General features: G+C 62.2%; 24 protein-coding genes, 1 tRNA gene and 1 pseudogene. 8 read left to right on the forward strand and 18 right to left on the reverse strand.

Annotation, left to right across the window (positions count from 1 at the left end; all coding sequences use genetic code 11):
- Window positions 1-41: 41 nt before the first annotated feature.
- Both hpt and HFC70_RS11915 read left to right on the forward strand, forming a co-directional pair.
- Window positions 42-596, forward strand: a complete 555-nt coding sequence (gene hpt, locus HFC70_RS11910) for a hypoxanthine phosphoribosyltransferase (protein WP_168473457.1) — start codon at window positions 42-44, stop codon at window positions 594-596.
- Window positions 597-716: 120 nt separating this feature from the next.
- On the forward strand, window positions 717-1,076 hold the full coding sequence (locus HFC70_RS11915) for a response regulator (protein WP_168473458.1): 360 nt from the start codon (window positions 717-719) through the stop codon (window positions 1,074-1,076).
- A 17-nt stretch (window positions 1,077-1,093) separates the two neighbouring features.
- Here HFC70_RS11915 and HFC70_RS11920 read toward each other — a convergent pair whose 3' ends face one another.
- The 4 genes from HFC70_RS11920 to argH all read right to left on the reverse strand — a co-directional run bounded on the left by HFC70_RS11920 (window position 1,094) and on the right by argH (window position 6,835).
- Complete coding sequence (locus HFC70_RS11920) at window positions 1,094-3,706, reverse strand: TIGR02302 family protein (RefSeq protein WP_168473459.1); 2,613 nt, start codon at window positions 3,704-3,706, stop codon at window positions 1,094-1,096.
- Between the two features lie 157 nt (window positions 3,707-3,863).
- On the reverse strand, window positions 3,864-5,132 hold the full coding sequence (gene lysA, locus HFC70_RS11925; protein WP_168473460.1) for a diaminopimelate decarboxylase: 1,269 nt from the start codon (window positions 5,130-5,132) through the stop codon (window positions 3,864-3,866).
- A gap of 12 nt (window positions 5,133-5,144) precedes the next feature.
- On the reverse strand, window positions 5,145-5,333 hold the full coding sequence (locus tag HFC70_RS11930; RefSeq protein WP_168473461.1) for a lipoprotein: 189 nt from the start codon (window positions 5,331-5,333) through the stop codon (window positions 5,145-5,147).
- Window positions 5,334-5,431: 98 nt separating this feature from the next.
- Entirely contained in the window at window positions 5,432-6,835 is a 1,404-nt protein-coding gene (gene argH, locus HFC70_RS11935) for an argininosuccinate lyase (protein ID WP_168473462.1), read from the reverse strand.
- 24 nt (window positions 6,836-6,859) lie between these two features.
- Between argH and HFC70_RS11940 the strand changes: the two genes are divergently transcribed.
- On the forward strand, window positions 6,860-7,522 hold the full coding sequence (locus tag HFC70_RS11940; RefSeq protein WP_168473463.1) for a TlpA disulfide reductase family protein: 663 nt from the start codon (window positions 6,860-6,862) through the stop codon (window positions 7,520-7,522).
- Window positions 7,523-7,561: 39 nt separating this feature from the next.
- Here HFC70_RS11940 and HFC70_RS11945 read toward each other — a convergent pair whose 3' ends face one another.
- The 7 genes from HFC70_RS11945 to HFC70_RS11975 all read right to left on the reverse strand — a co-directional run bounded on the left by HFC70_RS11945 (window position 7,562) and on the right by HFC70_RS11975 (window position 12,938).
- Window positions 7,562-8,443, reverse strand: coding sequence for a 3-hydroxybutyryl-CoA dehydrogenase (locus HFC70_RS11945; RefSeq protein ID WP_168473464.1), 882 nt, complete (start codon window positions 8,441-8,443; stop codon window positions 7,562-7,564).
- Window positions 8,444-8,585: 142 nt separating this feature from the next.
- Window positions 8,586-9,515, reverse strand: coding sequence for an electron transfer flavoprotein subunit alpha/FixB family protein (locus HFC70_RS11950; RefSeq protein WP_168473465.1), 930 nt, complete (start codon window positions 9,513-9,515; stop codon window positions 8,586-8,588).
- 27 nt (window positions 9,516-9,542) lie between these two features.
- Window positions 9,543-10,292, reverse strand: coding sequence for an electron transfer flavoprotein subunit beta/FixA family protein (locus HFC70_RS11955; protein WP_168473467.1), 750 nt, complete (start codon window positions 10,290-10,292; stop codon window positions 9,543-9,545).
- A 184-nt stretch (window positions 10,293-10,476) separates the two neighbouring features.
- Entirely contained in the window at window positions 10,477-11,259 is a 783-nt protein-coding gene (locus HFC70_RS11960; protein WP_168473468.1) for a rhomboid family intramembrane serine protease, read from the reverse strand.
- Window positions 11,260-11,288: 29 nt separating this feature from the next.
- Entirely contained in the window at window positions 11,289-11,867 is a 579-nt protein-coding gene (locus tag HFC70_RS11965) for a cob(I)yrinic acid a,c-diamide adenosyltransferase (protein WP_168473469.1), read from the reverse strand.
- A gap of 10 nt (window positions 11,868-11,877) precedes the next feature.
- Window positions 11,878-12,075 carry a twin transmembrane helix small protein gene (locus HFC70_RS11970; protein WP_168473471.1) on the reverse strand — a complete coding sequence of 66 codons (198 nt, stop codon included), beginning with the start codon at window positions 12,073-12,075 and terminating at the stop codon, window positions 11,878-11,880.
- A gap of 29 nt (window positions 12,076-12,104) precedes the next feature.
- Window positions 12,105-12,938 (reverse strand): SDR family oxidoreductase, encoded by an 834-nt coding sequence (locus tag HFC70_RS11975; RefSeq protein ID WP_168473472.1) that lies wholly within the window; start codon window positions 12,936-12,938, stop codon window positions 12,105-12,107.
- A gap of 83 nt (window positions 12,939-13,021) precedes the next feature.
- Between HFC70_RS11975 and HFC70_RS11980 the strand changes: the two genes are divergently transcribed.
- Entirely contained in the window at window positions 13,022-13,927 is a 906-nt protein-coding gene (locus tag HFC70_RS11980) for a YihY/virulence factor BrkB family protein (RefSeq protein WP_168473474.1), read from the forward strand.
- Here the strand turns inward: HFC70_RS11980 and gluQRS are convergent.
- Complete coding sequence (gene gluQRS / locus HFC70_RS11985) at window positions 13,892-14,773, reverse strand: tRNA glutamyl-Q(34) synthetase GluQRS (RefSeq protein WP_168473527.1); 882 nt, start codon at window positions 14,771-14,773, stop codon at window positions 13,892-13,894. The genes HFC70_RS11980 and gluQRS overlap by 36 nt on opposite strands.
- Here gluQRS and HFC70_RS11990 point away from each other — a divergent pair.
- Window positions 14,772-15,480 (forward strand): annotated as a pseudogene (locus HFC70_RS11990) (DNA-3-methyladenine glycosylase). The gene gluQRS and the pseudogene HFC70_RS11990 overlap by 2 nt on opposite strands.
- A 98-nt stretch (window positions 15,481-15,578) precedes the next feature.
- Entirely contained in the window at window positions 15,579-16,136 is a 558-nt protein-coding gene (locus HFC70_RS11995) for an HNH endonuclease (protein WP_168473477.1), read from the forward strand.
- A gap of 4 nt (window positions 16,137-16,140) precedes the next feature.
- Here the strand turns inward: HFC70_RS11995 and HFC70_RS12000 are convergent, their stop codons facing one another.
- A complete protein-coding gene (locus tag HFC70_RS12000; protein WP_168473478.1) occupies window positions 16,141-16,656 on the reverse strand; it encodes a disulfide bond formation protein B in 516 nt (171 codons plus the stop codon).
- Between the two features lie 10 nt (window positions 16,657-16,666).
- A complete protein-coding gene (locus HFC70_RS12005; protein ID WP_168473479.1) occupies window positions 16,667-17,257 on the reverse strand; it encodes a YqaA family protein in 591 nt (196 codons plus the stop codon).
- 194 nt (window positions 17,258-17,451) lie between these two features.
- Here HFC70_RS12005 and HFC70_RS12010 point away from each other — a divergent pair.
- Window positions 17,452-17,536 (forward strand) — tRNA-Leu (locus tag HFC70_RS12010).
- A gap of 92 nt (window positions 17,537-17,628) precedes the next feature.
- Here HFC70_RS12010 and HFC70_RS12015 read toward each other — a convergent pair.
- Window positions 17,629-17,853 (reverse strand): hypothetical protein, encoded by a 225-nt coding sequence (locus HFC70_RS12015; RefSeq protein ID WP_246735742.1) that lies wholly within the window; start codon window positions 17,851-17,853, stop codon window positions 17,629-17,631.
- 220 nt (window positions 17,854-18,073) lie between these two features.
- On the opposite strand from HFC70_RS12015, the gene HFC70_RS12020 reads away from it, so the two are divergent.
- Window positions 18,074-19,711: an AMP-binding protein gene (locus HFC70_RS12020; protein WP_168473481.1), complete on the forward strand. Its 1,638-nt coding sequence runs from the start codon at window positions 18,074-18,076 to the stop codon at window positions 19,709-19,711.
- 27 nt (window positions 19,712-19,738) lie between these two features.
- On the opposite strand, the gene HFC70_RS12025 is transcribed toward HFC70_RS12020, so the two are convergent.
- The 3 genes from HFC70_RS12025 to secA form a co-directional block, all read right to left on the reverse strand.
- Window positions 19,739-21,019 carry a GNAT family N-acetyltransferase gene (locus HFC70_RS12025; RefSeq protein WP_168473483.1) on the reverse strand — a complete coding sequence of 427 codons (1,281 nt, stop codon included), beginning with the start codon at window positions 21,017-21,019 and terminating at the stop codon, window positions 19,739-19,741.
- Between the two features lie 2 nt (window positions 21,020-21,021).
- Entirely contained in the window at window positions 21,022-22,425 is a 1,404-nt protein-coding gene (locus HFC70_RS12030; RefSeq protein ID WP_168473529.1) for a lipopolysaccharide biosynthesis protein, read from the reverse strand.
- Window positions 22,426-22,587: 162 nt separating this feature from the next.
- Window positions 22,588-25,299, reverse strand: a complete 2,712-nt coding sequence (secA, locus tag HFC70_RS12035; protein ID WP_168473485.1) for a preprotein translocase subunit SecA — start codon at window positions 25,297-25,299, stop codon at window positions 22,588-22,590.
- Window positions 25,300-25,351: the final 52 nt, after the last annotated feature.

A 25,351-nucleotide genomic window follows, 5' to 3' on the forward strand; every position in this document is an offset into this window, starting at 1 on the left:
CTCCCTTCGCGCGCGGTGGCGCACCTGAACTGGAGTGAAATATGCCTGTCGTCCGCGGAAAAATCATCGAGCCGCTTTATACCGCCGAGCAGATTGCCGTGCGCAACAAGGCGCTGGCGCTGCAGATTGCGAGCGGCCCGACGAACGATCTGCTGGTGATTGCCATCCTCAAGGGCTCGTTCATCTTTGCCGCCGACCTGATCCGTGCGCTGCACGATACGGGACTGGCACCTGAAGTGGAGTTCATCACCCTGTCGAGCTATGGCACCGGCACCGTGTCGCAGGGCGTGCGGATCGTGAAGGATATCGACAGCGACGTGCATGGCCGCGATGTGCTGCTGATCGATGATATCCTGGAATCCGGTCGGACGCTGAAATTCGCTAAGGAACTGCTGTTCGAGCGCGGCGCTCGGAATGTCAGCATTGCCGTGCTGCTCGACAAGAAGGTCAAGCGCAAGGAAGAGCTCGAGGCGGACCATGTCGGCTTCGAATGTCCCGATTATTTCGTCGTCGGCTATGGCATGGACGTCGCCTATGCATTCCGCGAACTGCCCTTCGTCGGCGTCGTCACCGGCGATGCCCTCAACGATGCCTGAACACGTCGTTTCAAGATGACTTGTTAACCATCCGGCGGCTCTCCCTCTGCCTGTTTACCGATCGCAAAGAAAACTCTGATGATTTGCGATCGGGGCACGACGATGAAACGGGAGCATGCCATGGCCAAAATTCTGATCACCGAGGACGAGGATTCCTTACGTTCCTTCGTTGCCCGCGCCCTGCGACTTGACGGGCATGAAACCCATGAAGCGGCGGACGGTGCCGAGGGCCTGGAAATGCTGTCTGCCGAGGCGTTCGACCTGTTGCTGTCCGATATCCGCATGCCTGTCATGGATGGCATCGAGCTGGCACACCGGGCCTCATCAGACTTTCCTCAGCTGAAGATTCTGCTGATGACCGGCTATGCGGAACAGCGCGAGCGGGCCGACGACCTCATGGAAAAGGTCATCGACGTGGTGTCGAAGCCCTTTGCCCTTCCGGATATCCGCAAGGCCGTGGCGCTGGCGCTCGCCTCCTGAGACGTGATTTCTAACCGTCACCTGATATCGAGCAGGCGTTCCAGATAGCGCCGCTCCAGTTCCGGACCGGCATTGTCGCCGAGCTTTTCGCGAATGGCTTCAAGGATTTCGCGGGCCCGCTGCACATCGATCTCGTCGGGCACCTTGACGCGCTCCCCGAAGTCAGGACCTGACGAGGAGCGCGGGCGGCCCAGCGGGTCGCGGCCATTCTGGTTGCCCTGCGACATGCCCTGGCCTTGTCCCTGCCCCTGCTGGCCCTGCATGGCCTGCATCATCTGGCCCATCATGTCGCGTGCACCTTGGCGCAAGGCTTCCAGCGCCTTGCCCTGGCCCTCGACGGCCCGGCTGCCCTGGCCCTTGCCGAGCGCTTCGCCGGCACCTTGCATTTCCCGCTCCGCCTGGCCAAAATTGTCGCCCGGCTTGATGCCAAGCTCGGCCAGACCCTTCTGGAGGTCTTTGAGTTTCTGACCCAGACCCTGCTGCTGTTCGCGCAATTGCTTCAGCGCTTCGCGCAGCTGTTCGGCCGTCATCTGGTCGGTCGGCGAGGGCTGCTGGCCGTCGGCTTGCGGCGGGCGGTCGAGAAACTCGCCGTCTTCCCCGTCGCCCGGATCGCCGCGCTGCATGCGGTCCTTCAGCGCCTGGTCGAGCTTGAAGGTCTCTTCCATCAGCTTCTGCTGTTCCTGCATCAGCTCGCCGAGCTTGTCGACCTGCTGGCGCATCTGGCTGTTTTCCTGCTGGTTGCCGCGCTGGGGCCGGCCGGCCTGCAGATTGTTCATCATGCGCTGCAGTTCGGAGAGCATCTGGCGCGCGGCGTCCTTGTTGCCGGAGCGGGCCAGATTTTCGATCTGGTCCATCATGTTTTCCAGATCCTGCTGGCGCAGGGTGTTCTGGGCCGTCTCGTTCTGCTGCGGCTGGGCACCATTCTGCTGCTGGCGCTCGGCCATGGCCTGCATGAATTCCTGCATGGCGGCCCGCAGCTCGTCCATCAGCTTCTTGATTTCCTCGTCGGGGGCGTTGCGTTCCAGCGCATCGGCCAGTGCCTGCTGGGCATCCCGCAGCTTGCGCTCGGCCAGCGACACATCGCCGTCGTCGATACCAAGAGCAATCTCCCAGAGATGATCGGAGGTGTCCTTGAGCTCGGCCGTGGTGCGGGCAAGCTTCATGCGGGCGAGCGCCGATTCGATCATGATGTAATGGGTCAGATTGGGGATGGTCTCATCGGCCCGCAAGGTCAGGGCTTCGTTGAGGGCCACGGCTTTCGGCATGGCGCGGGTATCCAGCGTGAAGACCTGACGCTCCTCGGCCAATGCGGCGGCCAGCGGCTCGATGAAGCCGCGCGCCGGCAGGACCATCTCATGGGGCTGGCTTCGCCCTTCCTGTCCCGCGCCATCGCGGGCCACCAGCGTGACCCGCACCTTCTTGCCGGATAGCGGGTGTTCCGTCAGGTTGCGGCTCGAGACGCCCTTGATCTCGCGGGCATTGTGGCGCGGCAGGTCGAGCTTGTATTCCGGCAGCGGATAGAGCGGCGTGGCGTCCGCGGCCTTGTCGAGCGGCTCAATTTCAGCGCGCGCCTCCTGCAGGCCGTAATCGTCCTTGGCGGCAAAGCTGATTTCCAGCGCGCCGTTGGCGCTGCGCCTCGGCATTCCGTCGAAGGAGATTTCCGGCGCCCTGTCGGCGATCACGTCGATCTGCCACACCTGGCTGCCGATCGACAGCGCGCCGCTTTCGGCAAGTTTCATCTCATGGGTTCGGGGCTTCAGCGGGTCGGCGGCTTGGGGTGCTGCGTCTGGCGCGGCTTTGGCCGCAGCTTGTTCCGCCGGCGCTGCAACGGCGACCTCTTCAACCGAATCACTCTCGGCCTTGCGAAACAGTGCCGGTTCATCGCCATTGCCGCCGGTCATGCGGATCGTCATTGAGGAAAACTGCGGCACGCTGACGGCTGCCGCGGCGTCGGCATTGCGGCCGGTGAGGAAGACAGGTGCGCGGCCGGTATAGGGCGGCGGCGTGATCCAGGCATCGATGCGCAGATCCGGGCCGGTGCCGGTCGGGGCCTGGCTGCGGAAAGCATCGGCAAGACTGCCGGCACCGTTCGAGCCGGAAAACGCAAAGGCGGTCACCAGAAGAAGAGCAGGCAGGGCGCGCAGACCATGGCGGTCGAACCGGGCGATATCCGGTCGCGGCAGGCCGGCATCCAGTGCGGCGATCTTCTCTGCCATGCGCCGCTGATGCTCCTGCCAGAGGGCACGGGCAAAGGGCGTGTCGAAGGCCGGTTCGTCTTCCTGCACGGCAACCGGCTGATGGGGCAGATGATTGCGCGCTTCGAGCAGTCGGTCGGCCTCGGCCGGCACCGGCCAGCGCAGCCGCAGGAACGGCAGGAAGGAGGCGATGAAGCCGAAGGTCAGGGCGAAGACAAGCGCCCAGCGCGCCAGATCGGGCAATTGGCGGAAGATGCCGAACCAGGCGAGTGAGACGAAGACGGCGGCAATCGACAAGGGCGGCAGGAACAGCGGCGTCAACCGTTCGGCGAACAGGACGAGCCGGGCCAGAAAACGCTTCACGGCGACGCGCCGTGCCAGTTTTGGATCGGTTCGGAAGGCGCCCTTCCTGCTTCCCTGGTCAGGAGCATTCATTCGTCAGGTCTCCCGTTCATGGCAGCGCGACAATCATCAATGATGATGACGACGCACAGCGCGATGCAAAAAGGATAACACTGTTTGTGGCGAAGACGAGGGCGTTGGGCCCATCGTCACCATTTTTCGGCCCAGTTCGCCAAATTGTGAACGGCGATCAGTCCAGCCAGGCCGGCACGGAATCGAGCGCGATCAGATCCTCATAGCTCGGTCGGGGCCGGATGATGTGGAACTCATCGTCCTTGACCAGCACTTCCGGGATCAGTCGCCGGCTGTTGTAGGTTCCGGACTGGACGGCGCCGTAGGCACCCGCCGAGCCGACCGCCAGCAAATCGCCGGGCTTGGGCATGACCATTTCCCGATCGAGCGCCAGATAATCGCCCGTCTCGCAAACAGGACCGACGATATCGGCACGAATGCGCGGCGCGCTGGACGCCGACAGCGTCACCGGCCGCACTTCATGGAAGGCATCGTAGAGGGTTGGACGAATGAGGTCGTTCATCGCGGCATCGACGATGACGAAGGTCTTGTCGCCGCCGTCCTTCACGTAGATCACCTCGGTCACCAGGATGCCGGCATTGCCGACGATCAGGCGGCCGGGCTCGGTGATGATCTTGCAGTTCAGCGCGCTGAGTTCGTTCTTGACGATCGCCGCATAGGCGTCCGGTTCTGGCGGCGGGTTGTTGTCGTCCTTGTAGGGAATGCCGAGGCCGCCGCCGACATCGACGTGATCGATGGTGTGGCCATCGGCGCGCAGGGTCGAAACCAGTTCGCGCAGCAGCTTGAATGCATCCTGGAAGGGCTGCAGCTCGGTGATCTGGCTGCCGATATGCATGTCGATGCCGGTCACCTGGATGCCTTCCAGCGTCGCAGCGCGGGCATAGGTCGGCCGGGCACGCTCGAAGGAAATGCCGAACTTGTTTTCCTTCTTGCCGGTCGAGATCTTGGCATGGGTCTTGGCATCGACGTCCGGATTGACGCGGAACGAAACGTGGGCAACCTTGCCGGCCTTCAGCGCCCGCTGGTTCAGCACTTCCAGTTCCGGCTCGGATTCCACGTTGAAGCAGTAGATACCGACGTCCAGCGCCAGATCCATCTCGTGCACGGTCTTGCCGACGCCGGAAAACATGATGCGGCTGGCCGGAATGCCGGCGGCAAGAGCCCGGCGCAATTCACCTTCCGAGACAACGTCGACGCCGGCGCCGAGGCGAGCCAGCGTCTTCAGGACGGCCTGGTTGGAATTGGCCTTCATGGCATAGCAGACCATGGCATCGACGCCATCGAAGGCCTTGGAGAAGACCTTGAAATGGCGCTCGAGCGTTGCGGTCGAATAACAGTAGAACGGTGTTCCGACCGCCTGGGCGATCTTAGGAATGGAGACGTTCTCGGCATGCAGCACGCCGTCACGGAAATCGAAGTGGTTCACGGAAAAGGCCTGTTACAGGAGTGGGTCGAGCAGGAACGGCTTGTCGGGCACGGGCGGCGCCTTGCTGTTCAGCTTGTTCTGTTTCTCGACGGGCATGCTCGGCGGATCGAGGTCCCCCTTGCGGCCGCAGCCGGACAGCGCGATGGAGGCGGCAGCCAGAAGGCCGGCGGCAATTGTCATGCGTCGAAGCGATGTCTGCATCATGGCGTCCACTCGAAAAACCGTTGTTCTAAGCCTGTAGCGAAAAACCGAAGCCTTGTGCACCCTCATTCTTGTGATGGATGGCGAGCTTGGCGTGATCAGTTGCGCGAGCGCCACCAGGCGATCTGCTTGCGGACCTCCGCCGGCGCCGTGCCGCCATAGCTCTTGCGGCTGGCAACCGAGGCCTCGACCGTCAGCACGCCGAAGATTTCGTCGGTGATAGCCGGGTTGATGGCCTGCAGGTCGGCCAAAGACAGTTCGGCCAGTTCGCAGCCCTTTTCTTCGGCCAATGCGACTGCCTTGCCGGTGGCATGATGGGCATCGCGGAAGGGAAGGCCCGCTTCCCGCACCAGCCAGTCGGCCAGATCCGTTGCGGTCGAATAGCCGGAGCCGGCGGCCGCTTTCATCCGATCGGTGCGGATCACCATGTCGCGCACCATGCCGGTCATGGCGGCCACGGCCAGTTCCAAGCTTTCGGCAGCGTCGAAGACCTGTTCCTTGTCTTCCTGCATGTCCTTGGAATAGGCAAGCGGCAGGCCCTTCATCACGGTCAGAAGGGCGATCAGCGAGCCGTTGATGCGGCCGGTCTTGGCGCGCACCAGTTCGGCCGCATCCGGATTCTTCTTCTGCGGCATGATCGAGGAGCCGGTCGAAAAGGCGTCGGACAGGCGGATGAAGCCGAATTGCGGCGTCGACCAGATGACGATCTCTTCGGCGAGCCGCGACAGGTGTACGGCGGCAATCGAGGCGATCGCCAGGAATTCGAGCGCGAAATCACGATCCGAGACCGTATCGATCGAATTGCGGGTCGGTTCGCGGAAGCCGAGCGCCTTTGCCGTCATGTGGCGGTCGATGGGGAAGCCGGTGCCGGCCAGCGCTGCCGCGCCGATCGGCGACTCGTCCATATGCTCGATGGCGTGGCGCACGCGCTGGCGGTCGCGGCCGAACATTTCGACATAGGCCATGCAATGATGGCCGAAGGTGACCGGCTGGGCGGTCTGCAGATGGGTGAAGCCCGGCATGACGCTGTCGGCATGTTCTTCGGCGCGGTCGAGAAAGGCGGCGATCAGGCCGCTCAGCGCAGTTTCCACGCGCTGCAGCTCCTCCTTGACCCAGAGGCGGAAGTCGAGCGCCACCTGGTCGTTGCGCGAACGGGCGGTGTGCAGGCGTCCGGCGGCGGGACCGATCAGGGTCGCCAGCCGCGCCTCGATGTTCATATGGATGTCTTCGAGCTGTCTGGAAAACTGGAACGTGCCGGCTTCGATCTCTGACAGAATCGTGTTCAGGCCGCCGGTGATTTTGTCTTTGTCTTCCGCTGAAATAATGCCTTGATGGGCCAACATGGCCGCATGGGCCAAAGAGCCGCGGATGTCCTGGGCGTAAAGCTTCTTGTCGAAACCGATCGAGGCATTTATCTCCTCCATGATTGCCGCGGGACCGGACGCGAAACGGCCGCCCCACATCTGGTTGGAGGTGTCCTGGTCCTTCGTGCTCTCGGCCATGCGATGCCCATCCTGGAGACTGACATGACAGAAAAGAAACCCCTCGGGCTGCCTTCCGCCAAGCTGATTGTAATTGCGGCGATTGCCGGGATCATTGCCGGCGCGGTGGCGGTATACGTGAAGGAGACCGGGTCTGGCAATGGTATCGTCACGGCCGGTGCCGCGCAATGCGAGGGTGTTGCGGCGCGCCAAGCGAGCCTGAACCCGCTGATGAAGGGGCAGGTGGCGGCGATGGTCGCAGCGGAAACGCCACGCAAGCTGGACGGTCTGTCCTTCAAGAATGCCAGTGGTGTCGACCAGACCATCGACAGCTTTGCCGGCCGGACCGTGCTGCTCAATCTCTGGGCCACCTGGTGCGTGCCGTGCCGCGAGGAAATGCCGGCGCTGAACGCTCTGCAGGCCGCCCTCGGCAGCGATAAATTCGAGGTGGTGGCGGTCAATATCGACACCGGTGACGACGAGAAGCCGAAGGCCTTCCTCAGCGAAACAGGCGTCGACAAACTGGGCTACTATCGCGACGCCAGCATGGGCGTCTTCAACACCATGAAGAAGCAGGGGCTGGCCTTCGGTCTGCCGTCCACCATGCTGGTCGATGAAAAAGGTTGCCTGCTAGGGGCGATGAACGGGCCGGCAGCCTGGGACAGCCCGGAGGCCAAGGCGCTGATTGCGGCGGCAATTGCCCCTTGAGTCTGATGCTGCGGCCGCTCGCTTTAGAGCCAGCGGTGCTTACCGCGTCGGGACCGGCACGTCGCCGCGGTAGTCGTAGAAGCCGCGGCCTGCCTTGCGGCCGAGCCAGCCGGCTTCGACATATTTGACCAGCAGCGGGCAGGGGCGGTATTTGCTGTCGGACAGCCCGTCATGCAGGACCTGCATGATCGACAGGCAGGTGTCGAGGCCGATGAAATCGGCGAGCTGCAACGGGCCCATCGGATGATTGGCGCCGAGCCGCATGGCGGTATCGATGGCCTCGACCGAACCGACACCTTCGTAAAGCGTGTAGATCGCTTCGTTGATCATCGGCAGCAGGATGCGATTGACGATGAAGGCCGGGAAGTCTTCGGCAACGGTAATGGTCTTGTCGAGCGAGCGGACGAAATTCTTGGCGGTTTCAAAGGTCTTTTCGCCGGTGGCGATGCCGCGCACCAGTTCCACAAGCTTCATCACCGGCACCGGGTTCATGAAGTGGATGCCCATGAAGCGTTCGGGCCTGTCGGTGGCCGAAGCCAGCCGGGTGATCGACAGGGAGGACGTGTTGGTCGCCAGCAGTGCCTCCGGTTTCAAAACAGGGCAGATCTGCGCAAAGATCTTGCGCTTGACGGTTTCGTCTTCCGTCGCCGCCTCGATAACGAGATCCATCGGTGCCATGTCGTTGATATCGGAGGTGCCGGTGATGCGCGACAGGGTTGCCTTGCGTTCCTCGTCGGTCATCTTGCCGTTGGAGACCTGGCGGGCGAGGTTGCCATTGATGGTGGCGAGGCCCGCCTCGATACGGTCCTTGGCCAGATCGTAGATCGTGACCTTGTATCCGGAAAGCGCGCTGACATGAGCGATGCCGCAACCCATCTGGCCGGCGCCGACAACGCCGATATTGGTGATTTCCGTACCCATCGCGCCACTCCTTCACGGCAATCCGTCGGACTGCCTTCCCCCACATAAGTGAATGCCGGCCCCGCCTTCTGGCGGACCCGGCAAATTGATAGACCGACAGCGCCGGTTTTTCCAGTCTTTTCGCTGCTGCGAGAATGCCGGCTTACAGAGCCTTTTCCAGCTCCGGCAAGGCTTCGAAGAGATCGGCAACCAGGCCATAGTCGGCGACCTGGAAGATCGGTGCTTCTTCGTCCTTGTTGATGGCCACGATGACCTTGCTGTCCTTCATGCCGGCGAGGTGCTGGATGGCACCGGAAATGCCGACCGCGATGTAGAGCTGCGGGGCAACGACCTTGCCGGTCTGGCCGACCTGCCAGTCGTTCGGCGCATAACCGGCATCGACGGCGGCGCGGCTGGCGCCAACGGCGGCTCCGAGCTTGTCGGCAACCGGCAGGATCACCTCCTTGAACTTGTCCGAGGAGCCCAGCGCACGGCCGCCGGAAATGATGATCTTGGCGGAGGTGAGTTCCGGGCGATCCGAGGATGACAATGCGTCTCCGACGAAGGTCGACAGGCCTGGGTTGGCAACGGCCGAGATGGCCTCGACCGAAGCGGAACCGCCGCTTGCCGCTGCTGCAAACGAGGCGGTGCGAACGGTGATGACCTTTTTGGCATCCGTCGACTGTACCGTCTGGATGGCGTTGCCGGCGTAGATCGGGCGCTTGAAGGTATCGGCCGAGACGACGTCGGTGATCTCGGAGATCTGCATGACGTCGAGCAGGGCGGCAACGCGCGGCATGACATTCTTGCCGACGGAGGTCGCCGCGGTGATGATCGTGTCATAGGCGGGTGCCAGCGAGACGATCAGGGCGGCCAGCGGTTCGGCCAGGTTGTTGGCAAGATCGCCGCTGTCGGCGAGCAGCACCTTGGAGACGCCGGCAAGCTTTGCAGCCTCATCGGCGGCAGCCTTGGCGCCGGCGCCGGCGACCAGTACTACCACATCGCCACCGATCTGGGTCGCAGCCGTCAGGGCCTTGGCGGTCTGGTCGGACAGGGTTGCATTGTCGTGTTCTGCCAGAAGAAGAATGGCCATTGTTTTTGTTCTCCTATCCCGTTCCGATTAAAGCACGCCGGCTTCGTTCTTGAGCTTGTCGACCAACTCGGCGACGCTCTTGACCTTGACGCCTGCCTTGCGGCCACTCGGCTCTTCGGTCTTCAGGACCTTGAGGCGCGCGGTGGTGTCGACGCCGAAATCGGCGGGGGTCTTCTTGTCGAGCGGCTTCTTCTTGGCCTTCATGATGTTCGGCAGCGAGGCGTAACGCGGCTCGTTGAGGCGAAGATCGGTGGTGACGACAGCCGGAAGCTTGATTTCGATGGTCTGCAGACCGCCATCGACTTCGCGGGTGACGGAAGCCTTGCCATCGCCGATTTCGATCTTGGAGGCGAACGTGCCCTGTGCCCAGCCGAGAAGGGCGGACAGCATCTGGCCGGTCTGATTGGCGTCGTCATCGATCGCCTGCTTGCCGACGATCACCAAACCTGGTGCTTCGGCTTCGACGATGCCCTTGAGGATCTTGGCGACGGCGAGCGGCTCGACGGTGTCGTCGGTCTCAACCAGGATGGCGCGGTCGGCACCCATGGCAAGACCGGTGCGCAGCGTTTCTTCCGCCTTGGCCGGGCCGATGGAAACCACGACGACTTCGGAGGCCTTGCCGGCTTCCTTCAGACGCAGCGCTTCTTCAACGGAGATTTCGTCGAAGGGGTTCATCGACATCTTGACATTGGCAAGCTCGACGCCCGAGCCGTCCGGCTTCACGCGGATCTTGACGTTGTAGTCGACAACGCGCTTCACGGGTACAACAATCTTCATGGGTTCCTTCCTTCACTGGGTCGGCTCGAAAATGCGCCATAATGCGATGTTTCGATGTTCGATTGGCGACATCGATACGCATTTTTTCTTCAAACACAACGTTCCGTCATGCCCTCGGGCTATTTTGTTGCACCATAAAGTAACGTTTACGTTCACGTCAATAATCTAGCTGCGCCGATATGTTTTATCGGCCCCAGTGGATGGTCTTGCGCGGCGCGGCCGGTGACGGCTGAACGGCAGGGGGTATCGTTTCAAGATGCTCGATCGCTTTTGGCGTGACGATGGTGCGATCGAACAGCGGCACGCCGCGACGCCGCAGCGGCACGACCAACAAGGCGCCGGCCAGGATGCCGCCGACATGGGCGCCCCAGGAGACATTGCTGCCGTGATCGGAGGCCAGCATCCAGAATTGCTGGCCGATCCAGAAGGCAAGCGGAATGAAGGCCGGAAGGGGTATGGGGAAGCGGAACAGCACCAGCACCCAGACGCGGACCTTCGGATGGAGAATGATGTAGGCGGCGACGATGCCTGCCACGGCGCCGGAGGCGCCGATCAGCGGGCTTTCGGAGGTCGGCGCGACGAGGCCGTGGAAGAGGGCGGCGGCCACGGCGCAGAGCAGGTAGAAGATCAGGTATTTGATATGCCCGAGCGCATCTTCGACATTGTCGCCGAACACCCAGAGAAACACCATGTTGGAGGCGAGATGCAGAATGTCGCCGTGCAGGAAGGCATAGGTGATGGCGGTGGCATCCTCCGGGACAAGAACGAGGGCCGGATCAAGGGTGGCATATTCGAAGGCGACTGCCGGGATGAATCCTAAGCCAACGACGGTCGCCTGGGCAAACTCCTCGGTTGCCAGCAGGCCCGTGGCGATCCAGACAAAAACATTGATGGTGATCAGTGTCAGCGTGACATATTGCCGGCGAATATGTTTGAGGGCATTTCGGTCATGCAGCGGAATGAACATGGCGTCCCTCTAGGCGTCGGTCTCTAACGTCAGCGATTGTTGCCCGGCACCCACAGAATGTCCGCCTTGCCGCCGTCATTGGCAAAGCGCGCCGCCACGAACAGGAAATCCGACAGGCGGTTGATATATTTGAGCGCCGGCGCGCCGATCCTCTCGTCTGGACTATGGGCCAGATCGACCATGATCCGCTCAGCGCGCCGCGCGATCGTGCGGGCCAGATGCAGATGGGCGGCCGCCGCCGAGCCGCCGGGCAGGATGAAGGATCGCAGCGGATCGAGGTCGGCGTTCAGCTTATCGATCTCTGTCTCGATGCGGTCGACCTGGCTCTGCACGACGCGCAGAGGCTCGTAGGCCGGCACTTCGCCGGTATCGGGCGTGGCCAGATCGGCGCCCAGATCGAACAGGTCGTTCTGGATGCGCATCAGCATGGCGTCCAGTTCGGGACGGTCGCCCGTATAGAGCCGGGCCATGCCGATGCAGCTGTTGGTCTCGTCCACCGTGCCATAAGCCTCGACGCGGGCATCGTGCTTCAGGCGCCGCGGGCCGGAGACCAGCGCCGTGGTGCCGTCATCGCCGGTGCGGGTATAGATCTTGTTGAGCTTTACCATGGGATGCCCTTTATCGTCCGCCGCCGGTCAGCCACAGGGTCAGCATGATCAGCGCGATGGCGATCGCCTGCAGCACGATGCGCATGCGCATCAGCCTGTTGGAGAGGTTGCCGTCGCCGCCCTTCATCATGTTAAACAGCCCACGGATGAGCACGAGGACGACGAGCCCCATGACGATCAGGGTCAGAATGGTTGTGAAACTGGACATGGTTTCCTTGTCTGCCTGTTTCGCGGTTCTCAGTCCAGAGACCGCATCAATCTGTAGAAGAGGTCGGCGGGCAGCAGCCGTTTGAGAAAGGCGCCCTGTTTTGCCGGCGTGGTTACAAGATAATGTGGCCGCGGCCGCTTTGCGGTCAAGGCGTGTTTCAGCACTTTGTAAACGGCGTCCGGGCCGAGCTTGTGACGGTTTATCGGGCCGTTGCCGCTCAGGCGAGCCAGTTGCCGCCGGTATTCGACCGCATGGACAGAATTTTCAAGATCGATATTCTTTTCGATCTGGGCCAGGGCATTGGCCGTGAACCGGCTCTCGATCGGTCCGGGCTCGATCAGGCTGACATGAATGCCGCTGCCGTCGAGCTCCATGCGAAGCGTCACGCTCAGGCCCTCCAGCGCATATTTCGAGGCCGTATAGGCACCGCGCCAGCGATAGGGCATCAGCCCCAGGATCGACGAGCACTGCACGATCCGGCCGCAGCCACGTTCGCGCATCAAGGGAATGACCTGCCGGGTCAACTCGTGCCAGCCGAACACATTGGTTTCGAACTGCTGTCGCAGCACGTCCGTCGTCAGGTCCTCGACGGCGCCCGGCTGGCCATAGGCGCCGTTGTTGAACAGGGCGTCGATGCGCCGTCCTGTCCGCTCGGCAACAGTTGCGACCAGGGCGGATATGCTGTCGAAGTCCGTGTAATCCATCAGCAGGGCGTCAATTCCGTCCTTTTCCAGCGACGCCAGGTCTGCGGGTTTGCGCACCGTGGCGAAAACGTGCCATCCATCCGCCTGCAAAGCCCTTGCGCAATAGGCGCCGATGCCGGACGAGCAGCCGGTGACAATGATGGTGGGGCGATCCGGCATCGAATGGTTCCTGTACAAAGCCGTATGGGTTTCCCATATTCGCACTCGGGTGACAATCGGCGCATCAAAGCCAAGGAGACGGAATGCGGGCTTTCCTGCGTATGATCTACAAGGTGACCTGGGATGCCCTGTGGCATTTTACCGAAGATGACGGTTGGGCGATGGCAAGCCATGTGGCGCTTTCGGCGCTGTTGGCTATCTTCCCCTTCCTGATCTTCGGTACCACGCTTGCAAACTTCCTTGGGGCTGACCGGTTTGCCGAAACGGCGATCCACCTGATCTTCGACACATGGCCGGAGGCGATTGCCAAGCCGCTGGCCGAACAGGTGGTGCAGGTCCTGACCATTCCGCGCGGCGGACTGCTGACCGTTTCGGTGCTGGCGGCCGCCTATTTCGCCTCGAACGGCGTCGAGGCCCTGCGCATCTCGCTCAACCGCGCCTACCGGGTCAGCGAGACGCGCCCCTGGTATCTGACGCGGCTTTTGAGCCTCGGCTTTGTTCTCGGGGCGGTCGTCGTGTTCGCCGTCATCAGCGCCTTGCTGGTGGCCGTGCCGCTGGCCCTGAATTTTGCCGAATTGTGGTTTCCCTGGCTCAAAGATGCCCTTGCGACGATCTCCAACTGGCGCGTCTACGGCACGCTCGGTCTGCTGGCCGTCGGACTGATTGCGTCCCATCTCAGCCTTCCGGCCGGACGCCGGCGCATCATGGACGTCATTCCCGGCGTCATTCTGACCCTGCTTCTCTGGCTGATCGGCGCTCTGATCTTCACTTCCTATCTGGTGACTTTCGCCAATTATGCCGCGACCTATGCCGGCCTTGCCTCCGTCATGGTGGTCCTGGTGTTTCTCTACATGATCGGTGCGATCTTCATCATCGGCGCGGAGTTCAATGCCGCGCTGCTGAAGTTCGAAGTGCTGGGCGGCATGCACAGCGTCAAGACGCCGGTCGAGGTGTCAGAGGCCGACAAGCCGACGGATATCCAGAGGTGACAGACCGTTTGCTCTGAGCGCCGAGAGGCCGGTGTCGCCGGCGCTTTTGGAAAGCTTGCGGCCATCGCGATCCAGGATGAGGCGGTGATGACGGTATGTCGGTGCCGGCAGGTCGAGCAACGCCTGGAGCAGGCGGTGGACAGCGGTTGCCGAAAAGAGGTCGCGACCACGGATCACCTCGGTGATGCCCTGAAGCGCATCGTCGACCACTACCGACAGATGGTAGCTAGACGGCGCGTCGGAGCGCCAGAGAACCACGTCGCCCCAGGCCGGCGGGTCCGCCGCGATGGTGGTGGTGCTGCCATCACCCTTTTCGATCCAGTGCAAGGGGCCGGTAATGCTCTCCAGCGCGCGCCGCATATCGAGCCGCCAGGCATGTTTTGCGCCGCTCTGCAAAAGCCGCGCGCGCTCCGTCTCGCTGCGGTCGCGGTCGGTCGGCGGATAGAGATAGGCGCCATCCGGGTCGCGGGGCCGGGGTGTGCCCCTAGCTTCTTCGGCAAGCGCATAGGCCCGCACCTCGCCACGGGTGAGAAAGGCCGGGTAGATGAGGCCGCGCTCGCGCAAGCGGTCCAGCGCGGCACGATAGGCGTCGAGGTGCTCCGACTGACGGCGCACCGGCATGTCCCAGCGAAGGCCGAGCCAGGCCAGGTCCTCATAGATCGCCGCCTCGAATTCCGGCGTGCAGCGGGTGATGTCGATATCCTCCATGCGCAGCAGAAAACGGCCACCCGCGGCGCTGGCGGCATCGAAGTTGAGCATGGCCGACAGGGCGTGGCCCAGATGCAGTGGGCCGTTCGGACTGGGCGCGAAGCGGAAAACCGGCTTTTGACTGTCAGGGGCGATCATGATTTCTTCTGCCACGAAACGGGCCTGCGGCAAAGATGGCCTGTACGGAAGGGTAAGGCATGAAGATCATTGGCGCGGACGACGACGTGGCCCTGGGCCTGGATGCGCTCCTGCGCCTCGATCCGAGGCTTCGTACCGTGGCGGCTGTGGCGGGGCCTCTGCCACTCAGGCTGACCGAGCCGGGTTTTGCCGGGCTCGCCTTCATCATTGTCTCGCAAATGGTCTCGAAGGCCAGCGCGCAAGCGATCTGGCGACGCATTGTCGCGGCCACGGGCAGCCCGACCGCGGATGCCTATCTGGCTCTCGACGAGGAGAGCCTAGCCGGCCTGGGCCTGTCGCGGGCCAAATCGGAAACCCTGCGGCTGGTGGCGGAAGCGGTTCGCGACAGTCGTCTGGATCTGGATGCGATCGCCCGCCAAGAGGGTAGCCAGGCAATTGCCCAATTGACGGATATTCGCGGCATCGGGCTCTGGACCGCGGAGGTCTATCTGATGTTCTGCGGCGGGCATCCGGATATTTTTCCGGCGGGAGACGTTGCCCTTCGCATCGCTATCGGTCGGGCTTTCGGACTGGAATCGCGGCCGGACATCCGTTCCGTCGGGCAAATGGCGGAGATCTGGAGCCCGTGGCGATCGGTCGCGGCCCGGCTTTTCTGGGCCTATTATGCCGCCACCAGCGGGCGTGAGGCGATGCCTGTCGCCAAATAGCTGCGACCGATTAAGCACATGATGAGATAGGGCTTCACAATCCTGTAACAACCGACCTAATATAGAAGTGCAGATGCCGAATCGATCAGGAGAAGCCCTTGACGATTGCAGTCTCCCCCCAGTCCTTGCCGGCGCTCGTCCTGAACGCCGACTACAGGCCACTGAGTTATTATCCCTTGTCGCTGTGGTCCTGGCAGGACGCGATCAAGGCCGTCTTTCTTGACCGTGTCAACATCATCGCCGAATACGATCACTCGGTCTGTTCCCCGAGCTTCTCCATGCGCCTGCCAAGCGTGGTGAGCCTCAAGAGTTATGTCCAGCCGACCCGCAATCCGGCGTTTACCCGGTTCAACGTGTTTCTTCGTGACCGCTTTTCCTGCCAGTATTGCCACTCGACGGACGATCTGACCTTTGATCACGTCATCCCGCGCGCCCATGGCGGCGAGACGACCTGGGAAAATGTCGTTGCCGCCTGCTCGCCCTGCAATCTGCGCAAGGGCAGCAAGCTGCCGCGCCAGGCCAACATGTTCCCGGCCCAGAAACCCTATCGGCCGACCGTGCAGGACCTGCACAACAATGGCCGGCTGTTTCCGCCGAACTACCTGCATGAAAGCTGGGTGGACTATCTCTACTGGGATTCCGAACTGCAGCCGTAAGACGTCACCGCTTGGCTTTCGAAACCCCGAGGAAGGCAAGCGCTGCCAGGGCAATGCTGGTCAGCACGTTCCATCCCGCAAAGGACAGACCGAGGACGCGCAAGGTGGCTTCCGTGCAGGACGGTCCCTTGACGCTGTTCAGCTGATCTAGAATGTTGCCGGCGGCTGACATACCGGCTGTGCCGCCGACCGAGCAACTGGTCGGACCTTCCCAGAACTTCCATTCGACGCCGGCGTGGTAGACGCCGAGCCCGGCACTGATGATCATGATGACGGCGATCAGGAGCAGGAGCGCCTGCACGACGAGATCCGGCAGTTTTGCCAGTGAGGCCAGGACGGCGAGCGCTCCGACGCCGATGCCGATGTAATAGGGATTGCGCTGCAGCAGGCAGAGCGCGCACGGAATGTAACCGCCGATATGCTCGAAGCCGAGCGCCGAGCCGACGACGACTGCCATTCCGGCGGTCAGCAGCAGGGCATAGCCCAGTCCGGGGCGGGTTGTGATCGAATTCGTGGTCATGGTCGGACTTTCAGTGGGCGATGTAGCGATAAGCAATATAGAGCAGGATCAGCACGCCTGCACCAATGCCGGCAAGCAGGCCCAGCCGCTTTTCGATGAATTCCCGGATCGGTTCGCCATAGCGCTGCAGCAGCCAGGCCAAAAGCATGAAACGGGCACCACGGGCGACAATCGCCGAAACGATGAAGAGCCAGAGGTTGATATGGGCGACGCCGGACAGGATCGTGACGATCTTGATCGGCGGCAGATGGGCAAGCCCGGAGGTTATCAGAAGCAGCACGACGGTCTGGTAGTCCACCGAAGCGCGCAAGGCGTCGAAGGCTTCCAGCTTGCCGTAAAATTGCAGCACCGGCCGAGCTATCGTCTCATAGGCGTAATAGCCGAGGAACCAGCCGGCAATGCCGCCCAGAACCGAAGCGACGGTCGCGATCAAGGCATAGCGCCAGGCCTTTTCCGGCTTGGCCAAAGCCATGGGCAGGAAAAGGACGTCGGCCGGCACCAGGAAGACCGAACTTTCGATGAAGGCAATGACCGCCAGCCATTTTTCGGCAGATTTGCGGGCCGCAAGCGACATGGTCCAATCGTAGAGGCGTCGTAACATGCCGGGGTCTTTCTTGTTTGCTGCGGCGCACATGCTTTTAGGCGGGCGGGGCGGTCATGTAAATGCTCGGCGGTGCAGACCCATGCGCGCGCCGTCAAACTTTTCGTGAAAGTGATGAATCTGAAAAATCCCGGTTGACCGCTGGCTGCCGCTTCGTGTAGTTCGGCCAAAGCTAGGCTTTCTCAAGGCCTTTGGCCCCTTTGGCGGAATTGGTAGACGCGCCTGACTCAAAATCAGGTTCCGAGAGGAGTGCTGGTTCGATTCCGGCAAGGGGCACCACATCACTTTTCAGGCTTTGATTGCCTAACAATCTGCCCCGGTTCTCGACTGCGGCCAGCTGAGCGGTGTGTGTCGGGCCAGCAGCGCGGTCTTTAGCTGTTGTCCTTCTCGTCGTAATTCAGATCCCAGTCCTTCGGCGGATTTTTCGTTCCCGGCGGCCATTTGTTGATGGTGGCGTCCTGCGAACCGGTGACCACCGTTGGTTTGGCGCTTGCAACGCCATCATTATCTGCGCCTTTGCGGGTCCGTACGAACTGCCCTTCGGCATCCTTGCGGATGGCGCCTGCGGCGTCGTAGTGAAACATCTTCCCTTTCATGACTTGCCTCGATTTCCGTTTGATTTCACATGAAGAACCGGCTGAAAATCAGTCGATCATTCTACCGGGGCTAACCGTTGACCGCGGTGAATGTTCCAGGAAACGGCGGCCTATGCCGTTCCGGGCCTGGCCTTTCGGCGCCAGCAACACGGTGGTTTTCCATTGTGCAGGTGCGAGATGAATGCTAGCAAAAACACCGGTAACAATGGAAACTCCGGGAATGTTCTTGCCTGCGCGTGCCCCTTACGAGGCTCTTTATCGCGATTTTACCTGGTCGATCCCCGAGCGCTTCAATATCGGGCGTGCCGTCAGCGACGCCTGGGCGCAGCGGGAGCCGGACCGGGTCTGCCTTGAGCATTTCAGCCCTGACGGTCAGCATCTGACGATGACCTATGGCGAACTGGCCACGCGGTCTTCAGCCTTTGCGGTCGGCCTGCAGCGTCTGGGCATCGGGCGCGGCGATCGGGTGGCCTTGCTGCTTCCCCAATGTTTCGAAACGGTGATTGCCCACCTGGCGATCTATAAACTCGGGGCCGTTGCCCTGCCGATGGCCCTGCTGTTCGGCGTGGAAGCGCTGCAATATCGGCTGGGCGTGGCCCAGGCGGCGGCTGTCGTCACCAATGATTTCGGCCTGTCGCGCATTCTGGAGATTCGGGCGCAGCTGCCGTCTCTGGACCACGTCATTTCGATCGACCCAGTCGAAGGCGAGGTATTCTCCTTCGATGCCCTTACCAATGGGAATGTCGGCTCGTTTGTCGGCGCCGATACGGGGCCGGACGATCCGGCGCTGATGATCTTCACCTCCGGGACGACGGGCGCGCCGAAGGGCGCCCTGCACGGGCACCGGGTGCTGGCCGGCCATATTCCGGGCTTTCAACTCGCCCATGATTTCCTGCCGCAGCCGGGCGACAAGATCTGGACGCCGTCGGACTGGGCCTGGGCCGGCGGGTTGCTGAATGTCCTTCTGCCGGCGCTGCTGCTGGGCGTGCCCGTGGTGTCGTCGCCGGCGCAGAAATTCGATCCGCATATGGCGTTCCGCATCATGGCCGAGATGAAGGTGCGAAACGCCTTCATTCCGCCAACGGCGCTGCGGCTCCTGAAGACCGTGGAGCGGCCGCGCGACACTTACGATCTCGTCCTGCGCAGTATCGGCTCGGCGGGGGAATCGCTCGGGCGTGAGACATACGAGTGGGTAAAATCGGTGCTCGGCATCGTGCCCAATGAATTCTATGGCCAGACGGAGTGCAATTTCGTTCTCTCGTCGGCCGCAAGCCTCGGCATCACTCGGGCCGGCGCGATCGGCAAGGCCGTTCCAGGGCATCGGGTGGCGATCATCAATGACAAGGGTGAGCGTCTGCCGCCCGGCGCAATCGGCCAGGTGGCAATCGCCCGGCCGGATCCGGTGATGTTCCTTGAGTATTGGCAGGATCCGGCCGCAACGGCGGCCAAGTTCGTCGGCGACTGGATGCTGACCGGCGATCTTGGCCGGCAGGATGGCGAAGGCTATGTCGAATTCTTCGGTCGCGACGACGACGTGATCACGTCGTCGGGCTATCGCATCGGCCCGGCGGAAATCGAGGATTGCCTGAGCGGACATCCGGCGGTGCGTCTCGCGGCGGCGATCGGCAAGCCTGATCCCGTGCGCACCGAAATCGTCAAGGCCTATATCGTGTTGGCGGAAGGCTTTTCGGCAAGCGCCGCGCTTGCGGCCGAGATCAGCGACTGGGTCAAGCAGCGGCTGTCCATGCACGAATATCCGCGGGAAGTCGCTTTTATCGACGACATGCCGCTGACGACCAGCGGCAAGGTAATCCGACGCATCCTCAGAGACCGGGAGGTCGCGACCGCAGCCGCATGAGGCCGTGCCGGTCCGGATGCCGGTGTCTCAGCCCTCGTGGACCCGTTTCGACAGGATCTTGTCGCGCAGGATGCGCGCGATGTTGCGTGTGTTGCGATACATGTGCAGCTGAGCCGCTGCCTGGCGCACGTCGCGGTCGGAATTGCGGGTCAGTCCGATGACCAGGGTGCCCATGTCCTCCCGCTCGCGCCACAGGCGGCTCATGATCGGATGATCGGGAACACCGCAGGAATCGGTGCGCACGATATTGGCATCGTCGAGATGCCATTCGGTCAGCCGGGCGGTCAGCAGCTTGCCGGGCGAAAATTTGGAATAGCGTTCGTCATAGGCGGTCTTCCAAGTGTACGCCTCGCCCCCCATGACGAAAACGATCATCGATGCGATGGCCCGTCCGTCGAGGTCCAGCGTATGGATGCGCACCGCATCGGTTTCGGCAAGATTGGTGATGGCCTCGCGGGCGAAGGCGGCCCGATAGCGGTCCATCACCATGGCGGTCCGCTTGCGGCCTTTCCAGCCGCTCGCTTCGAGCGTCAGGAATTCCTCGGTGCGGATGCGGATATCATCCGGCTGGCGGGCAACGTTGTAGGTCAGGGTGCCGAGTTCGCCGAGGTTGCGTGATTGCCGGCGCATCTCGCGCAAATGGGATTTCGAGACTGAGGCCCGCAGATAGGTCTCGCCGTCCTCCAGGCTCTCGAGCATCGGCCGCGCAAAACTGTTGGTGACCGTCAGCGGAAGATCGCGGCCGATGGCCAGCGCTCTTGCCAGCTGGGCGAAGGGGCCGTTCAGCCGCAGATCGGGCAGGACCAGCACGCCGGGCAGCTTGGCGTCGCGCAGCGAAAGGCCTTCCAGCAGGTTGTCGATGGTCTCGGCTGCATCCTCCGCATCGACCAAAGGAGTGCCCAGTGGCCCGAAGGGGTTGGACCATACCCTGATGATCGATGGACCGACGGAGAAGCCCGGTTTTTCGATCGAGAATGGCATCAGCAGACGGATGCGGCTCTTGTCGCCGCGGTCGTCACGGATCAGGGCAATGCGAACCTGCCGCTCGTCAAGCCGCGGAATGGCGGGGGTCAGAAAACGGCTGGAGAAGAAGACGTTGGGTTCCATCGCCCGATTGGTGAGGAAATCGAGCTCCTGCTCGAGATCGTAGCCGGCGTGGCGAGGATAGAGGCAGAGATGTCGCCCGGCCCGGCCGATGGCGACCTGCACGTCGGCGACGGGACGCCCCTGACGGGTGGTCGCCAAGGCGTCCACCATCCGGTTGGCATTGCTGTTCATGCTTTCGTTATAGATGGGCGGTTGAGGCATTGTCAGCCTGCCTTCTTCTTGTCGAGGATGGACAGCGGATCGGCGAACGCAAACAGCACGATGCCGAGAGACCAGCGCACGGCGACATGCAGCAGGATGGCTTCCACCATCATTGCTGACGCTGTGGCAAAAGCGGCCCCTTCAAGGCCGTAGAGCGGAATGAGGGTAATGTTGAGGCCGATATTGGCGGCCAGCGCACCGACATAGAGCAGCACGCAGAGCTGCTGTTTTCCGGCCATGGTCAAGAGCACTTCGCCGGGGCCGACCAGGGCCTTGGAGAGGCTGCCGGCAAAGAGGATCGCCATAATGCTGTAGCCGGCGGTAAATGTCGGGCCGAAGAGCGACAGCAGGAGGTTGCCCGCTGCCAGGACCGCCAGGCCGACCAGGAGCGATGGCCAGAAGCTCCAGCGGGCGGTCTGGCCGGCAAAAGCGGCCAGGGGACGCAGGTCCGTCTCATCCATCATCGCCGAAAAACGCGGCGCGGCCGCGGCCTTGACGGCGAAGTAGACGAACTGCACCAGCGCCATGGTCTTGGCCGCGGCAAAGTAGATCGCCACCTGATCCGGTTCGAGGTAGAAGCCGACGACCACCACATCCGAATTGGTCAGCAGGAAGCCGAAGCCTTCAATCAGGAAGATCGGTACGGCAACCCGGAACCAGGCGAAGAAGTCGATCTTCAGAGGGCCGGGCACATAGCGCCGGTTCATGCGCCAGCTGATGGTGGCGAATTGACCGAGCGTTGTCACATAGGTGGCGAGCAGGGCGGCCTGCATGGCGGTGGTTGCCGTATGCGGTGCGCCGAAGGCAACGGCGACCAGCATGAAGCCGAGGATCAGCGTCGGACGCACCAGATAGGTAGGGCTCAAGGCCGCGACCGGCCAGCTATTGGCGCGGGCGGTGCCATCCAGCACATCGCCCAGCGCAATCATCGGCAGGGCGATCAGCCCGAGAAAGAGAGGTACGAGATAGTAGCTCTCGATCCGGTCGCCGATGAAATGCAGACTCAGCAGGCCTATGCCGGCCAGCAGGCTTGCCGATGTTATGGCAAAGATGCGCGCGGTTGCCGTCAGGCCGCGGATCTCGTCGCGCTCGTTTCTGGCGTGATATTGTGGCAGGAAGCGAATGACCGTCGAGTGAAAGCCCAGGCAGGAGAGATTTCCGAACAGGACGACCAGAACCCAGACGAACACGAAGATTCCGTATTCGAATTCACCCATGATGCGGGCCTGGATGATCTGGGAAAAGAAGGCGATCGCGGCACTAATGACGCGGATCGCGAAGGCGATCAGGGCCATGCGCTGGGCGCGGGAAACGTCATCCTGTTTTGCCAGTGTTCCGGCCAGCCTGCGAAGTGCGGGATGCAGGCCGGGTGGCAGGATTCTCTCCGCTGTCTGGACAACCGCCATTATCGACACGCACAGCTCACTGATGACGCAAGAACACAGGCGCAGTCTTGTCAGATCAGGGTTAAGAAACGGTTCCCCTAGATGTTCGAGCGTTCAATGTTGCATGGTCGAGCGGTTGACGAGCGGGTCAGGTTGCGGGGCCGATCGTCGACCCCGCCGCCGTCAGAATGCGCCGTGGCAGTGTTTGTATCGCTTGCCGGAACCGCAGGGGCAGACTTCGTTGCGGCCGACCTTGCCCCAGGTCGATGCGTTGTTGGGGTCGCGGTTTTCCGGCGGGACATAGGCCGCCGTCGAGTCGGCGCCGGCCGGTGATGCAAACTCGTCCTCACCTGTCGTCGCATCGAGGTGATGAGCCTCCATCTCCGGCAGGCTCGGCGGTGGCGAGGCCTCGCGCACCAGCTCGACGCGCATCATCTGGGCGGTGACGGCTTCGCGCAGGTTGGCCAGAAGCGCCTGGAACAGCTCGAAGGCCTCGGACTTGTATTCCTGCAACGGGTCGCGCTGGGCATAGCCGCGGAAGCCGACGACGGAGCGTAGGTGATCGAGGTTGACGATATGCTCGCGCCACAGGTTGTCGATGGTCTGCAGCACGACCGAGCGTTCGACATAGGTCATGATCTCGGGACCGAACCGCTCCGTCTTGTCGGCGACGACGTTGTCGGCCGCGGCTTTGATGCGTTCTAGGAAATCATCCTCGGCGATGCCTTCCTCCAGGACCCATTCCTCGACCGGCAGATCGAGGTTCAGGATATTGGCAAGGGCGGTCTTCAGGCCCTTGACGTCCCACTGCTCGGCATAGGCCCGTTCGGGAATGTGGGTGCGGACCATCGTGTCGATGACTTCGTCGCGCATATCGGCGACGGTATCGCCGATATCGGTCATATCCATCAGTTCAATGCGCTGCTCGAAGATCACCTTGCGCTGATCGTTGAGAACGTCGTCGTATTTCAAGAGGTTCTTGCGGATGTCGAAGTTGCGGGCCTCGACCTTCTTCTGAGCCCGCTCCAGTGCCTTGTTGATCCAGGGATGAACGATCGCCTCGTTCTCCTTCAGGCCGAGCTTTTTCAGCATGCCGTCCATACGGTCGGAGCCGAAGATCCGCATCAGGTCGTCCTGCAGCGACAGATAGAATTTCGAGCGGCCGGGGTCGCCCTGGCGGCCGGAACGACCGCGCAACTGGTTGTCGATGCGTCGGCTTTCGTGGCGTTCGCTGGCAATCACATAGAGGCCGCCGGCGTCGAGGGCTACCTGCTTCAGCCGCTGCACCTCGACCTTGATGGCCTCCTCCATGGCGTCGCGCTCGGGGCCGGCTTCCATCTCGCCGAGCTCCCGCTCGATGCGCATTTCGAGGTTGCCGCCGAGCTGGATGTCGGTGCCGCGACCGGCCATGTTCGTGGCGATCGTCACGGCGCCGGGCACGCCGGCCTGGCTGACGATATAGGCTTCCTGTTCGTGGTAGCGGGCGTTCAGGACCTGGAATTCGCCGAAGCCGGATTGCTTGAGCATGGTGGCGAGAAGTTCGGACTTTTCGATCGAGGTGGTGCCGACCAGAACGGGCTGGTTGCGCGAATGGGCGTCCTTGATCTCAGCGATGATCGCCTTGAATTTCTCCTCGAAGGTCCGGTAGACCTCGTCATCCTCGTCGATACGCTGGATCGGCAGGTTCGTCGGCACTTCGATGACATCGAGGCCGTAGATGTTGGAGAATTCTTCCGCTTCGGTCGAGGCCGTGCCGGTCATGCCGGCGAGCTTGCCGTACATGCGGAAATAGTTCTGGAAGGTGATCGAGGCCAGCGTCTGGTTCTCCGGCTGGATCGTTACCTTTTCCTTGGCTTCGAGCGCCTGATGCTGGCCTTCGGAATAGCGCCGGCCCGGCATCATGCGCCCGGTGAATTCGTCGATGATGACGATCTCGTCATTGCGGACGATGTAGTCCTTGTCGCGCTGGAACAGCTTGTGGGCCTTCAGCGCGTTGTTGATGTGGTGAACGATGGCGACATTCTCGACATCGTAGAGCGAGACGCCCTTCAGAAGATTGGCCTCGCGCAGGAGGTTTTCGAGCTTTTCCGTGCCCACTTCCGAAAAGTTGGCGGAGCGCTGCTTCTCGTCGATTTCGTAGTCTTCCGCCGTCAGCACCGGGATGAAAGCATCGATGGTGGTGTAGAGGTCGGAACGGTCGTCGAGCGGACCGGAAATGATCAGCGGCGTGCGCGCCTCGTCGACCAGGATCGAATCCACTTCATCGACGATGGCGTAGTTATGGCCGCGCTGCACCATCTGGCCGCGCTCGTATTTCATGTTGTCGCGTAGATAGTCGAAGCCGAGCTCGTTGTTCGTCGCGTAGGTGATGTCGCAGGCATAGGCGGCGCGGCGTTCCTCGTCGGACATTCCGTGCACGATGACGCCGGTGGTCAGCCCGAGGAAGTTGTAGAGCCTGGCCATGGTGGTGGAGTCGCGCTTGGCGAGGTAGTCGTTGACGGTGACGACGTGAACGCCCTTGCCCGACAGCGCATTCAGGTAAACGGCCAGCGTTGCCACAAGCGTCTTGCCTTCGCCGGTCTTCATTTCGGCAATGGCATTCTCGTGCAGGATCATCGCGCCGACGAGCTGAACATCGAAGGGCCTTAACCCCAGGGTGCGACGCGCCGCCTCGCGGGCGACCGCGAAAGCGGGAACCAGAAGGTCGTCCAGCGATTTGCAGTCGGCAACCTGTTGCCGGAACTCCACGGTCTTGGCGGCAAGGGCCGCATCGTCCAGAGCCCGCATGCTGTCCTCAAGCGCTTTGATCGCTGCGACTTTCGGCTGGTGAGACCGGATGCGGCGATCGTTCGAAGATCCGAACAACTTGCGGGCGATACCACCAAGACTGACCATTTCAATGGTCCTTTCTGAAATCCATGACACAAAGTCCACGCCGGGTCCGACG

The sequence above is a fragment of the Agrobacterium sp. a22-2 genome, assembly GCF_012276985.1.
GTDB lineage: Bacteria > Pseudomonadota > Alphaproteobacteria > Rhizobiales > Rhizobiaceae > Allorhizobium.